Annotated in this window: 15 protein-coding genes; 8 read left to right on the forward strand and 7 right to left on the reverse strand. The window is 67.4% G+C overall.

Annotation, left to right across the window (positions count from 1 at the left end; genetic code table 11):
- Positions 1-89 precede the first annotated feature (89 nt).
- Entirely contained in the window at positions 90-2165 is a 2076-nt protein-coding gene (locus tag AC3DET_RS01590) for an EAL domain-containing protein (protein ID WP_337730044.1), read from the forward strand.
- Positions 2166-2484: 319 nt separating this feature from the next.
- On the opposite strand, the gene htpX is transcribed toward AC3DET_RS01590, so the two are convergent.
- Positions 2485-3366, reverse strand: coding sequence for a protease HtpX (htpX, locus tag AC3DET_RS01595; protein WP_192200895.1), 882 nt, complete (start codon positions 3364-3366; stop codon positions 2485-2487).
- Positions 3367-3487: 121 nt separating this feature from the next.
- On the opposite strand from htpX, the gene gluQRS reads away from it, so the two are divergent.
- The 7 genes from gluQRS (at position 3488) to AC3DET_RS01630 (ending at position 7542) form a co-directional block, all read left to right on the forward strand.
- Entirely contained in the window at positions 3488-4408 is a 921-nt protein-coding gene (gene gluQRS, locus AC3DET_RS01600; protein WP_337730046.1) for a tRNA glutamyl-Q(34) synthetase GluQRS, read from the forward strand.
- A 45-nt stretch (positions 4409-4453) separates the two neighbouring features.
- Positions 4454-5194, forward strand: coding sequence for an acetoacetyl-CoA reductase (phbB, locus tag AC3DET_RS01605; RefSeq protein ID WP_192200893.1), 741 nt, complete (start codon positions 4454-4456; stop codon positions 5192-5194).
- Between the two features lie 183 nt (positions 5195-5377).
- Positions 5378-5881, forward strand: a complete 504-nt coding sequence (phaR, locus tag AC3DET_RS01610; RefSeq protein ID WP_142125167.1) for a polyhydroxyalkanoate synthesis repressor PhaR — start codon at positions 5378-5380, stop codon at positions 5879-5881.
- Positions 5882-5956: 75 nt separating this feature from the next.
- The gene (phbB, locus tag AC3DET_RS01615) at positions 5957-6697 is read left to right on the forward strand and encodes an acetoacetyl-CoA reductase (RefSeq protein WP_192200892.1); all 741 of its coding nucleotides are present in this window, start codon (positions 5957-5959) and stop codon (positions 6695-6697) included.
- Between the two features lie 67 nt (positions 6698-6764).
- The gene (locus AC3DET_RS01620; RefSeq protein ID WP_156383629.1) at positions 6765-6935 is read left to right on the forward strand and encodes a hypothetical protein; all 171 of its coding nucleotides are present in this window, start codon (positions 6765-6767) and stop codon (positions 6933-6935) included.
- A gap of 88 nt (positions 6936-7023) precedes the next feature.
- A complete protein-coding gene (locus AC3DET_RS01625; protein WP_488390516.1) occupies positions 7024-7320 on the forward strand; it encodes a hypothetical protein in 297 nt (98 codons plus the stop codon).
- Positions 7321-7326: 6 nt separating this feature from the next.
- Positions 7327-7542 carry a hypothetical protein gene (locus AC3DET_RS01630; RefSeq protein ID WP_488390517.1) on the forward strand — a complete coding sequence of 72 codons (216 nt, stop codon included), beginning with the start codon at positions 7327-7329 and terminating at the stop codon, positions 7540-7542.
- Between the two features lie 3 nt (positions 7543-7545).
- On the opposite strand, the gene AC3DET_RS01635 is transcribed toward AC3DET_RS01630, so the two are convergent.
- The 6 genes from AC3DET_RS01635 to AC3DET_RS01660 all read right to left on the reverse strand — a co-directional run bounded on the left by AC3DET_RS01635 (position 7546) and on the right by AC3DET_RS01660 (position 12264).
- A complete protein-coding gene (locus AC3DET_RS01635; protein WP_488390518.1) occupies positions 7546-7986 on the reverse strand; it encodes a phage tail protein in 441 nt (146 codons plus the stop codon).
- A gap of 240 nt (positions 7987-8226) precedes the next feature.
- Complete coding sequence (locus AC3DET_RS01640) at positions 8227-8568, reverse strand: DUF7079 family protein (RefSeq protein WP_488390519.1); 342 nt, start codon at positions 8566-8568, stop codon at positions 8227-8229.
- A gap of 112 nt (positions 8569-8680) precedes the next feature.
- Entirely contained in the window at positions 8681-8920 is a 240-nt protein-coding gene (locus tag AC3DET_RS01645) for a hypothetical protein (protein ID WP_488390520.1), read from the reverse strand.
- A gap of 34 nt (positions 8921-8954) precedes the next feature.
- Entirely contained in the window at positions 8955-9500 is a 546-nt protein-coding gene (locus tag AC3DET_RS01650) for an SRPBCC family protein (protein ID WP_488390521.1), read from the reverse strand.
- Positions 9497-10408: a M48 family metallopeptidase gene (locus AC3DET_RS01655; protein WP_192200883.1), complete on the reverse strand. Its 912-nt coding sequence runs from the start codon at positions 10406-10408 to the stop codon at positions 9497-9499. Before AC3DET_RS01655 ends, AC3DET_RS01650 begins: the two co-directional genes overlap by 4 nt.
- Positions 10409-10425: 17 nt before the next feature.
- A complete protein-coding gene (locus AC3DET_RS01660) occupies positions 10426-12264 on the reverse strand; it encodes a formylglycine-generating enzyme family protein (protein ID WP_488390522.1) in 1839 nt (612 codons plus the stop codon).
- Positions 12265-12312 lie beyond the last annotated feature (48 nt).

Here is a 12312-nt window from a genome sequence, read left to right on the forward strand (position 1 = left end):
CGGCAGGCCATGTCCGCATCTGCGACGCCTGCATTGGACTCACCTGCCGCGTTCAGGTATTAAACGCGCACCCCTCGCGGACACGCTGCATGCAGATCGGCAAAGACACCACGCTACGACTGACCCTGGTGGACGACAGCGCGGAGGACGCGGAAGCCATCGTCTCCACGCTGCGCAACGGCGGCATCGCCGTGCGCCCCCTGCGACCGCTCGACGCAGCGGAACTGGGCCAGATGGTGACGGCACAGCCCATGGACCTGCTGCTGGCCTCGCGCACGGCCAAGGGCATCCCGCTGGCCACCGTACTGGGCCAGGTGGATGCCAGCGGCAAGGACATCCCGGTCATCGTGCTGGCCGACGCGATCAGCGAAGCCGAGTTGCTGGCCGACCAGGCCGCCGGCGCGCGCGCGATCGCGCTGCGCGGGCGCCCGGAACACGTGCTGACCGTGCTGCGCCGCGAATGGGCCGACCTGGACGCACGCCGTTCGCAGCGCCGGCTCGAAGGCCAGATGCGCGAGACCGAGCGCCGCTGCGACGCACTGATCTCGTCCTCGCGCGACCCGATCGCCTACATCCACGAAGGGATGCACATCCGGGCCAACGACGCCTATCTGGAAATGTTCGGCTTCGAGTCCTTCGAGGATGTCGAAGGCCTGTCGCTGCTGGACCTGGTGGCCCCGCAGTACGTCAACGACTTCAAGGCCCTGCTGAAGAAACTCAGCAAGGGCGAGCCGCCGCCGGCCCGCTTCGAACTGGAGGCGCGCAGCATCGATGGCGACAGTTTCCCGGCCACGCTGGAGTTCGCCACCGCCACCTACGAGAGCGAGCCCTGCGTGCAGGTGGTGTTCCGCCGCCGCGAGGAGTTCGACCCGGAACTGGCGCGCGAAGTCGAAGACCTGCGCCAGCGCGACATGGTCACCGGACTGATGAACCGTCCCACCTTCCTGCGCGAGCTGGAGAATGCCGTGGCCCAGGTGGCCCGCGGCGAAGACCAGTACGCGCTGCTGCTGGTCGAACCGGACCACTACCAGCGCCTGCTGCAGGACATCGGCATCGATTCGGCCGACGACCTTGCGGCCGCGCTCGCGGCGCGCCTGGCGGAAAAGCTCGACGACCAGTGCACCGCCGCACGCTTCGGCGAGCGCACCTTCGCCGTGCTGCTGCGGGGCAACCACGCCCACTCCGCCGCGCTGGCCGACAAGCTGCGCGCTTCGTACGCCTCGCACGTGTTCAACGTGGGCGAGCGTTCTGCCTCGGTCACCGCCAGCATCGGCGGCGTGCAGATCGGCGAGAAGATCGCCAGCATCGGCCAGGTGCTCACGCGCGCCACCGACTGCCTGCAGACCGCCACCAACCTGGGCGGCAACCGTTTCGAGATCTTCGACCCCGGCGCCGTGGACCGTGCCGAGGAAGAGCGCGTGCAGAACTGGATCAAGCGCCTGCAGGAAGCCCTGCAGGACGGCAGTTTCCGCCTGCACTTCCAACCGGTGGTGAGCCTGCAGGGCGAACCCGGCGAAGTCTACGAGGCGCTGCTGCGCCTGGAGTCCAATGGCGAAACGGTGCTCCCGCAATCCTTCATCGGGATCGCCGAGGACAACGGCCTGCTCGATGCCATCGACCGCTGGGTGGTGAACCGTGCCATCGAGGTGCTGGCCGAGCGCAAGCGTGCCGGCCACGACACCCGCCTGGTGGTGAAGGTCAGCCCGGCCTCATTTGCCGACAACCGCCTGCTCGACCTCATCGCCCGGGAACTGGCCGCACATGACGTGCCCGGCAGCCGGCTGTGGCTGCAGACGCCCGAGGCCAAGGTCTTCACCCACCTCCGCCAGGCGCAGGCGTTCCAGTCGGCGGCGGCCAAGCTGGGTTGCCAGGTGGGCCTGGAACATTTCGGCGCGGGCCTGGATTCGTTCCAGTTGCTGTCGCACTTCCAGCCGACCTTCCTCAAGATCGACCGCGTCTTCAGCGAAGACCTGGGCAAGAACACCGAGCACCAGCAGAAGATCCGCGAGATCGCCGAGCGCGCACAGGCGCTGGGCATCCTGACGGTGGCGGAACACGTGCAGGACGCCGCCACCATGGCCTTCCTGTTCACCGCCAGCCTGGACTACGTGGAAGGCAACTTCCTCGCAGCTCCCGGTCCGGCGATGAATTACGACTTCAGCTGACATGGCTCATCCCTCTCCCCGCAAGTGGGGAGAGGGGGACTGCCTCGCCGTGCTCGTGCCTTGAAGAAAACGACGCGCTTGTATCCTTCTCCCCGCCTGCGGGGAGAAGGTGCCCGAAGGGCGGATGAGGGGCGCTCTTGGCGCCGATCCTTCCGAAGCGCAGCGACCGCAGGCTGATCGAATACTGGATGTCCACGGACAACTTCCTCCTCCTGCTGCGCCTGAATCAAGTCAGTTGCTCTCCCTACCGTGCAGGAAGAAGCAAACAAAAAACCCGCCAGAAGGCGGTTTTTTTGTTCAAGGTTCACTGCCTGGTCGCTCAGGCCATCGTGCCCTGCTGCGCGCGCAGGGCGGCGATGCGCTGCTCCAGCGGCGGGTGGCTGAGGAACAGCTTCTTCATGCCCTGGCCGATGCCACCGGCGATGCCGAAAGCCTCCACCTGCGCCGGCAGCGTGCTCGGACTGTGCTGCCGGCCCAGGCGCTCCAGCGCAGCGATCATTTTCTGGCGGCCGGCCAGCGTGGCGCCGCCATGGTCCGCACGGAATTCGCGGCGGCGCGAGAACCACATTGCGATCATCGTCGCGAACAGGCCGAACACCACTTCCAGCACCATCACGATGATGTAATAGCCGAAGCCGCGTCCACCGCCCTCGCGGTTGCCCGACAGGAAGCCATCGACGATGCCGCCCACCACGCGGGCCAGCACGATGACGAAGGTGTTCAACACGCCCTGCAGCAACGCCATGGTCACCATGTCGCCGTTGGCGACGTGGGAGATCTCGTGGCCCAGCACCGCTTCGGCTTCGTCCTGATTCATCGAACGCAGCAGGCCCGTGGACACCGCCACCAGCGCATTGTTGCGGTTGGCACCGGTGGCGAAGGCGTTGATTTCCGGTGCGTCATAGACCGCGACTTCCGGCATCCCGATGCCGGCGGCCTGCGCCTGGCGCTTCACGGTGGCCACCAGCCAGCGCTCCAGGTCATTGCGCGGCTGTTCGATCACCTGTGCGCCGGTCGCGCGCTTGGCCATCCACTTCGAGGTGAGCAGCGAGATCAGCGAACCACCGAAGCCGAACACGGCCGCCATCACCAGCAGGCCGCCCATCTGGTTGGGATTGACGCCCAGCAGGGACATCACGAAGCCCGCCAGCACCAGCACGGCCAGGTTGGTGGCCAGGAACAATGCAACACGCGTGAACAAGGTTTGTATCTCCGGGGGACGTGCACAGACAGACGCTAACGTCGCAGAATTGTGGCTGCCGCCCCGCGAATTCAAGCGGCTGGCTGACTGTGCGGTTCAGTTTTCCTCCCTCTTCCGACGAATGACCACGACCGATCCCTCCCCCGTGTACCGCGGGCGCTTCGCGCCTTCGCCCACCGGCCGCCTCCACTTCGGTTCGCTGGTGGCTGCGCTGGGCAGCTGGCTACTGGCCCGCCACCATGGCGGCGAGTGGCTGGTACGCGTGGAAGACCTCGATCCGCCGCGTGAAGTGGCCGGTGCCGCGCAGGCGCAACTGGACACGCTGGCCGCGTTCGGCATGGCATCCGATGCGCCCGTGGTCTGGCAAAGCACGCGTCACGACCTGTATGCCCAGGCCCTGTCGCGCCTGGTCGCAGAGGGCCTGGCCTTCGAATGCCGCTGCAGCCGGAGCGCGCTGGCCGACGCGGGTGGCATCCATCGCGCCTGCGTGGCGAACGACGCCCATCGCATGCCGGCCGTGAGGTTGCGGGTGCCCGATGGCGCCCATGTCGCGTTCGAAGACGGCTTGCAGGGCACGGTACAGCAGGCGGTCGATCGCGAGGTCGGCGATGTCGTCCTGCGCCGCGCCGATGGCTTCTGGGCCTACCAGTTGGCCGTGGTCGTGGACGACGCCGACCAGGGCATCACCGACATCGTGCGCGGGGCGGACCTGCTGGACTCCACCCCGCGCCAGATCCTGTTGCAGCGCGCGCTGGGTCTGCCCACGCCGCGCTACCTGCACCTGCCGCTGATCGTCGATGCGCAGGGACAGAAGCTGTCCAAGTCGATGGCGTCGTTGCCCATCGACGATGACGACCCGCTGCCCGCGTTGCTGGCCGCCTGGCAAGCGCTGGGCCAGCCGGTGGAGACGCTGGCGGGCATCGGCAACATCACCGGCGCGATGCAGGCCGCCAGCCGCGGATTCCGCCCCGAACGCCTGCCGAAAGTGACATGCATGACCTTCGCTGCATCGCACAACAAGCCTGTCGCGGGCGCTGTCTAGAATCGGGTGGCCGTCGGCTTGCGGCGGTACAAGGAGATTCCCCACATGACATCGCGCGTCGTCCTGGTCACCGGCGGCACCGGAGGTATCGGTACCGCCATCTGCAAGAAGCTGGCGGACATGGGCCACAAGGTCGCCACCAATTACCGCAATGAAGAAAAGGCCCTCGCCTGGCAGGCGCAGATGAAGGCCGATGGCTACGAGATGACGCTGGTCAAGGGTGACGTGACCTCGCCCGACGAAGCACAGGCGATGGTGAAGGAGCTCGAACAGACGCTCGGCCCGGTCGAAGTGCTGATCAACAACGCCGGCATCACCCGCGACGGCACCTTCCACAAGATGTCCTCGTCGCAATGGGGCGATGTCATCAACACCAACCTCAACTCGGTGTTCAACGTCACCCGCCCGGTGATCGAGGGCATGCGCGACCGCAAGTGGGGCCGCATCATCCAGATCAGTTCGATCAACGGCCTGAAGGGCCAGTACGGCCAGGCCAATTACGCCGCCGCCAAGGCCGGCATGCACGGCTTCACCATTTCGCTGGCGCGCGAGAACGCCAAGCTCGGCATCACCGTCAACACGGTGTCGCCCGGCTACGTGGCCACCGACATGGTGATGGCCGTACCGGAGGAAGTCCGCGCGAAGATCGCCGCCGACATTCCCACCGGCCGCCTCGGCAAGCCCGAGGAAATCGCCTACGCGGTAGCCTTCCTGGTGGACGAACAGGCCAGCTGGATCACCGGCTCCAACCTGGACATCAACGGCGGCCACCACATGGGCTGGTGAGACCGGGGCGGTGCCATCGGCGCCGCCCTGCCCGCTCCACGCGGCCCGCGCCGCGCGTCCAACCCGCCGCATGCTGCGCAGCATTTTTTCCTTGGCTGAACAGGGGCTCCCTGCCTTGTGGCCTGTTGCAAGGGCTGCTGCGCTGCGTCATGCTGACTCATACGCGTTTAGAGTGAATGCTCAATGGCTGCGATCCGCATCATCAAGAAGTACCCCAACCGCCGTCTGTACGACACCGAGATCTCCAGCTACATCACCATCGAGGACGTGCGCCAGCTGATCGTCGATGGCGAGGATTTCGAAGTCCGCGACGCCAAGAGCGGCGACGACCTGACCCGCACCGTGCTGCTGCAGATCATCAGCGAGCAGGAACAGGACGGCGAACCGGTACTGTCCACCCAGCTGCTCAGCCAGATCATCCGGTTCTACGGCGATTCGCTGCAGGGCTTCATGGGCAACTACCTGGAGCGCAGCATGCAGTTGTTCATGGAACAGCAGCAGCAGTTCCGCAGCCAGATGGGCAGCATGCTGGGCCAGACGCCGTGGACCATGATGAACCAGCTGACCGAGCGCAACATGGAGTTGTGGCAGGAGTTCCAGCGCAACCTCAGCGGCGGCATGGGCCGCCCGACGACGGTCAAGCCGAAGGATCCGCCGCGCGAAACGCCGAAGACGCGCGCGCGCTGAACCACTCCGTAGTGAAACCCGGCCCGCGCCCCGTTGCGCGGGCCTTTTTTTGACCTCGCGACACAGGGATTCCGCATGACGCAACGCATCGCCGTGGTAACCGGCGGCCTGGGGGGCTTGGGCCTGGCGATCTGCCAGGCACTGGCGCGCACCGGCCGCAGAGTGGTCGCCGCCGACCTGCCCGCCTCCGGCGAACAGCTCGACCGTTTCCACGCGCAGACCGCCGGGCTCGATGTCGAAACCGCCACCGTCGACGTGGCCGACTTCGATGCCTGCGCCGCACTCGTGCGCGATGTCGAAGCCCGCCACGGCGCGCTCGACATCCTGGTCAACAACGCCGGCATCACCCGCGACGCCACCCTGCGCAAGATGGACAAGGCGCAGTGGGATGCCGTGATCGGGGTGAACCTGGACAGCGTGTTCAACCTCTGCCGCCATGCCGTGGACGGCATGCAGGCGCGCGGGTTCGGTCGCATCGTCAACATCAGTTCTGTCAGCGGCCAGACCGGCAATTTCGGCCAGGTGAACTACGCGGCGGCGAAGGCCGGCCTGCACGGCTTCTCGATGTCGCTGGCGCGCGAAGTGGCGCGCAAGGGCGTCACCGTCAACAGCGTCTCGCCCGGCTACGTGGAAACGCCGATGACCAGGGCGATGCCCGATGACGTCCGCGACCGCACCGTCGCCGCGGTGCCGGTGGGCCGCATCGGCCAGCCGGACGACATCGCGCGCGCGGTCGCCTTCCTCACCGCCGACGATGCCGGCTACATCACCGGCGCCAACCTGCCCGTCAACGGCGGCCTGTTCATGAGCTTCTGAACAGGAAGCCGCGTCCCCGTCTTCCCGCTCCCTGCGAATCAACACGCACCTTCGACAAGGATTCCCGATGAAACTCACTCCTCCCACCTTCGGCGTCTGGCTGATCGCGCTACTGCTCGGCGGCGGCGGCATCGCGGCGAAGTTCGGCTACGTGCCGGTGCTGGCCCCGCATGCGTTCTGGCTGGTGGTCGCCGGCTTCGGCCTGCTGGTCGCGGCCACGCTCTTCAGCAAACTCTGAGCGAAGCTCCCGCGTCCCGGGCTTGCCCGGGACCTGGCGGCGGCGTACCGTCACCGGGCCACGCCACGTGGCGCTGCGGAGACGATGCATGCAAGGTTTCGTCAGGCTCGCGCTGTACTCGGCCGTCATGATCCTGCCTGCACTGGCGGGATGCGCGACGCACACCGCCGCCGCGCAGACGGCGCCACGATGCAAGGCGGTCGGCTGTATCGAGCCGCTCGACCTGGCGACTGCCGGTCCGGGCTCCACCGTGCTGCTCGTCCATTGCGTCGACGCCACGCAGACGCAGCGCCGCTATCGGCTCGAACCCGATGGATGGACGCTGCAGATGTACGAAACGGTTGCAGTCGCCACCGCCACCTGCCCCGCCTCTCCCGCGCGCTGAGCGCCCTTGGAACTGATCGCGTATCTGCTGGCGGACCTGTGGTCCAAGCCACGCCTGCTTGTGCCCTTGCTGTTGGGGGTCGTCGCGGGACTGGGTCTGTTCCACCTGACCGGCAAGGAACCCGCCTCCGCCGCGATGGCGCTAGGATGCGCGCTGCTCGGACTGACGGTCGGCTGCATCCTGGAGTACCTGCGCGAACCGCCGCGCGATCCTCTGGACTGACGGTTACTCGACTTCGAAGCGGTCGAACGCGATCTCCAGCGTTTCGAATACCGTCTCCGCTTCCACCGCAACCAGGGGCGAGGTCAGGTAGCCTGCCGGTCGCGCGCGCAGGAAGCGCCAGCTCATCGCCGGATTGCCCTGTTCGTCCAGCAGCGTGACCGTGACGGTGCGTCGGGCATCGCCGCCGTTACGCGCCTCGTTCCACCACTGGTACCACGCCAGCGAACCGATCACGCCCCTGCGGAGCACCAGATTGTCGTAGTGCATCAGCGTGGACAGCTTGATCGCTTCCGGCACCTTGTCGTTGCCATTGCGGTACTCGTTGAGCTGCAGCCGCGCAGCGGGAAACAACACCTCCGACACCCCGGCGTCGGGTCCGTCGCCCAGGCCAAGGTCGACATGGAAGTTCATTCCGGCATAAGGACGGTCGCGCTGAACGGCCATGGGCAGGGCTCCGTGTGAAGGGGGACGTCACCCGCCGGAAGGCGGCCAACCCTTGTCCCAACGCAAGGACGCCGCGTCGGAGGTCAGCCTTGTGATGGCGACGCCGGGCGTGGCGCTGCTCACGGCATGCCCAGCAGGAAAGATGGCGTGACGCTTGGCAGCCCGGATTCCCGGGTTTCGCCTTCGACTCTACCCGGGCTACAAAGGGACTACGCGTCCGAGGCCACGTGATTGATCCAGTCAACGTACAGGTTCGTCACCCTGGCGCAGCGCGATGATCAGCGGCTTCAGTTCGCGCCAGGGATATCGTCGGTCTTCCGGCCAGGGAAGCCGGAACCAGGGTTTGCGCCTGCGGGACATGATGCCGCTGACGAGCCAATCCTCGTCGAAGGCTTCCCACACCCCGGCAGTCGACCACCGATTCGGATGGACCACGGGATGCACTTCGTCGAAGAGGATGCGCTGCAATGCCGGGATGGCGAACGGCGAGCGGGCGCATTGTTCGGCGGCCCGGTTCCACGGCGGCTCCGTGTCGAGGTAGAGATCGCTCAATGCGATCCAGAGGGGGCGACGGATCGCCAACTCGTCCGACGAGAATCTCATTCAGCGCCAGAACTTCATGATCAACGGGTAGACGGACCACGCCGTTGAAAGCCGCTTTCGGCGCCACCCATCCTGCGCAATCAGCCGCGGATCACTCTTCCGCCCACACCACATCGATCCCTTCCGAGTCGCCCACCGCATTGCGCAACAACGCGACGAATCCGGCGCTGGCGCCCAGGGCTTCCAGCGCGTCGATCGCGGTGTGCTCCACGTAGTAATCCTGGTCCGTCGAGGATTCTTCCTCCATGTGGCCGACCAGCACCTGAAAGTCTTCCTGCGAGATCGTGCCCAGCGTGCGGCCCGTGTCTTTTTCCGTCAGACGGATGCTCATGCGGTCCTGCTCTCCTTTGGGAATGGGTAGAAGCTCAACGCGAAGGGGGCGATGCGGGCGGTGCGCGCAGGAACGTGGCCAGGCCACCCAGTTGCAGGCCCTGCACCTTGTCCACGACGGGCGCGAACTTGCTCATGTCATCCGGCGTGTAGCCGCCGACGCGATACCACAGGGTGATGCGGGTGCCGCCGTTCTCTTCGACGAAGCGCCATTCCAGCGCGCCGTGCAGGCCCATGCCCTGCAACGGGCCCAGGCCGCCGGTCATGCGCAGCAGCTTGCCGGGATCGGTGAAGGTGACCGTCATGTGCCACGCCTGCTGCGCGCCGTTGATCTCGCAGAAGCAGCCGCCGGCCTTGTCGGTGATGACGAGCTTCGAGGCATCGCCCCACCAGGTATGGTCGGCGGGCCACCAGCGGCCAACATCGTTCACCAGCGCGGTGTAGGCCGCCTGCGGGGCGACAGGCACCCACTCCGAGTTTTCGAGGGTGAAGCCGTCCGGCTGCGCGTCCTTGATCGCGGCCTGCGCGGGCGCGGCAACGCACAGCGCCACCAGCAACAGCGCTGACGGGAGCGACGTCATGGCGCGGCGCCTTCCTTGCAGAAGCGCTGGCGGTACTCCATCGCCTTCGGCATCAGCGCGGTCAGGTTCTGGATGCGCGTGCCGGGATTGGGATGGGTGGAGGAAAACTCCGGCGGTGCCTGCCCGCCGCTGGCCTCGCTCATGCGCTGCCACAGCGGCACGGCTTCCTGCGGATTGAAGCAGGCGGCGGCAGCCAGCATCAGGCCCACTTCGTCGGCCTGCGTCTCGTGCTCGCGTGCATACGGCAGCAGGTAGCCGTACCCCATCGCGGCCATCACCATCTGCTGCTGTTGCGGGTCCATGCCACTCATCGCGCCGGCCATCTGGCCGATCTGGGTGAGCTTCTGCTGCGACATGCGCTGCGCGCCGTGGCGCAGCAGCGCGTGGGCGATCTCGTGGCCCATCACCACCGCTACCGCATCGGCGTTCTTCGCCACCGGGATCAGGCCCGTGTAGACGGCCATCTTGCCGCCCGGCAGGCAGAAGGCATTCGCCTGGTCGGACTGGATGACGTTGACGTCCCACTCGAAAGTCTTCCAGTTGCCGCTGGCCTGGGTGCCCTTCTCCTGCGCGATGGCGGCTTCGACTTCCGGGATCTTCGCAATCAGGCGTTGCGCGATGGTGCGTACCTGCTGCGCGATCTGCGAATTCGGATCGACCGGCTGCTCCTGCGACAGGATCTCCTGGTAGGCCTGCAGGCCGAGCGCCTTCTCTTCTTCCACGCCGATGGAACCATCGATCAGCACCTTCTCGCCGGTGTAGGGATCGACCACGCGATTGTTGAGGTAGTAGCACCCGCCATAGACCAGGAAGCCCAGCAGGATCAGCCAGCGGATGTTGCCCAGTCCGCCGCCGCGCCGCCCGCCGCCCTGCCCGTACTGCGAGCGTCCGTTTGGATCTTGCCTCATCACCCTCTCCCTGGCGGCTAGATGCCGCGAACGACGCGGAAGCCCACCCGCGCATTAGTCATATCCGAATCCGACGACGAGCGCCACGCGGCACGTGCCTGCGCCGGCGAACTGGCCCAGGACCCGCCGCGCACCACCCGTGACCGGCAGCCGGGATTGAACCACGCCGCCCCATCCGCCGGGGCGCGCCGGTAGCTGGCATGCCAGCAGTCCGCGACCCATTCGCTGGTGTTGCCATCCAGGTCCTTCAGGCCGAAGGCGTTGGTACGGAAGCGCCCGACCGGCGCCGGGCCCCAGTAACCGTCGCCGTAACCGACGAAGGCGTTGTTCCAGGTGCGCCCGCTGGGCGAGCGGTCGTTGCCCCCGGTCAGGTTGGCCACGCCGCGCGGGGGCTGTCCGTTGCCCCAGGGATAGCGGCCCTGCCGGCCGGCACGCAGGGCGTATTCGTACTCGGCCTCGCTGGGCAGCCGGTAGCCGTGCCCGGTCTGCCCGGCCAGCCATTCGGCGTAGGCCTCGGCGTCGTACACGCTGACGTGCAGCACCGGCATGTCGTCGCTGGCGGGCTGCCCGGTGTAGTCCGAGCGCCAGTCCACGCCGCTGCGGCGCACGAAATTGCCGCTGCGTTCGTCGTAGACGATGGAGTGGCCACGGCGCGTGGCACGTGGACGGTACTGGGTGGCTTCCACGAAGCGGCGGAATTCGCCCACCGTCACCGGGTGCCGCGCCATCGCGAACCCGCGATCGAAACGCACGTAGTGGGCGGGCTTCTCGGCATCGGTGGCATCTTTTTCGTCCTCGCCCGCGCCCATGCTGAAGCCACCGTGCGGCACCACCACCATCGCCGGCCCGCGGCCACCATGGTGCAGCGCGTCGGTGAACGCCTGGCCCGGACGGAACAGGCCGTAGTGCGTGGCCAGGTCGATGCGCTGGCGGAAATCGGCCGCCACGCGGTTGCCGGGCTCGGCGATGCGCAACACCTCGGCCAGCTTCACGCGTGCCTCCTTCAGCCCGAGCGGCGTCGCCATGTCGCGCACGCCGGCATCGCGCAGTTCGGCGATGCGCGCCATGCGGATGGCTTCCACGCGCACGCGCGCATCGGCCACGGTCTGGGCGTCCTCGCGGATCTTGGCGGCATGGTCCAGCCAGAGGCGCGTGGTGTCGAAGTCGCTGGCCAGCGCGGCTTCTTCCGCGCGGCGGATCATGGCGCTCTCCACGGCGGCCAGCCCCTGTATGGCGCGCGGCTGGCCCGGCTTCCACTTCAGCACTTCGCGGAAACCCGCCAATGCGCCGCCGCCGTTCTCGCCCAGCGTGCCTTCGCGCAGGGCGCGTTCGCTGGCCACGTTCAGGCGGGTGAGCTGATCGGCCTCGTCCACCCGCGCGAGATAGGCGACGACCGCCGGATCGGCCGGGGCCACGGTACGCGCCACGGCGGCGATCTGCCGTGCGCGACGGAGGGCCTCGGTGCGGTCCTCGGCATGGCGCATCACCTGCGCACCCTGGTCCAGCAGGCGATCCAGGCTGCGGCCGAGGCCGGTCTTCGCGCGCGCATCGCCGGCATCGAGCCGTTGCAGCGCGAGGTACAGCGGGATCGCGTCGTCCGGCCCATCGAACAGGCGGCCTTCGGACAACGCACGCGCCGCACGCCGGTGTGCGTCAGCGGCATCGCCGGGCACCAGGGCTACGGCGGGCGGGCGCCAGTTCAGTTCGTCCACGCCGCTGTCATCGCCCGTCACCGTCACGCTGGGCATGCGTACGGCATCGGCGGCGGCACCCGCTTCGTCCGGCGTCGCCGTATCGCGCGAACACGCTGCGAGCCACGGCAGCGAGATCAACAAGGCGGCAAGGATCGCGCGCAAACACCCTCCGTGATGGGAGCCAGCAGCCCCCGTGAGAGAATGCCGGCA

The organism is Pseudoxanthomonas sp. 97-1-1 (genome assembly GCF_057773125.1).

What these genes read in the sequence shown, in the direction of transcription:
- AC3DET_RS01590 (WP_337730044.1), top strand. Translation starts at nt 90, where the DNA reads ATGCAGATCGGCAAAGACACCACGCTACGACTGACCCTGGTGGACGAC.
- gluQRS (WP_337730046.1), top strand. Translation starts at nt 3,488, where the DNA reads ATGACCACGACCGATCCCTCCCCCGTGTACCGCGGGCGCTTCGCGCCT.
- phbB (WP_192200893.1), top strand. Translation starts at nt 4,454, where the DNA reads ATGACATCGCGCGTCGTCCTGGTCACCGGCGGCACCGGAGGTATCGGT.
- phaR (WP_142125167.1), top strand. Translation starts at nt 5,378, where the DNA reads ATGGCTGCGATCCGCATCATCAAGAAGTACCCCAACCGCCGTCTGTAC.
- phbB (WP_192200892.1), top strand. Translation starts at nt 5,957, where the DNA reads ATGACGCAACGCATCGCCGTGGTAACCGGCGGCCTGGGGGGCTTGGGC.
- AC3DET_RS01620 (WP_156383629.1), top strand. Translation starts at nt 6,765, where the DNA reads ATGAAACTCACTCCTCCCACCTTCGGCGTCTGGCTGATCGCGCTACTG.
- AC3DET_RS01625 (WP_488390516.1), top strand. Translation starts at nt 7,024, where the DNA reads ATGCAAGGTTTCGTCAGGCTCGCGCTGTACTCGGCCGTCATGATCCTG.
- AC3DET_RS01635 (WP_488390518.1), bottom strand. Translation starts at nt 7,986, where the DNA reads ATGGCCGTTCAGCGCGACCGTCCTTATGCCGGAATGAACTTCCATGTC.
- AC3DET_RS01645 (WP_488390520.1), bottom strand. Translation starts at nt 8,920, where the DNA reads ATGAGCATCCGTCTGACGGAAAAAGACACGGGCCGCACGCTGGGCACG.
- AC3DET_RS01650 (WP_488390521.1), bottom strand. Translation starts at nt 9,500, where the DNA reads ATGACGTCGCTCCCGTCAGCGCTGTTGCTGGTGGCGCTGTGCGTTGCC.
- AC3DET_RS01655 (WP_192200883.1), bottom strand. Translation starts at nt 10,408, where the DNA reads ATGAGGCAAGATCCAAACGGACGCTCGCAGTACGGGCAGGGCGGCGGG.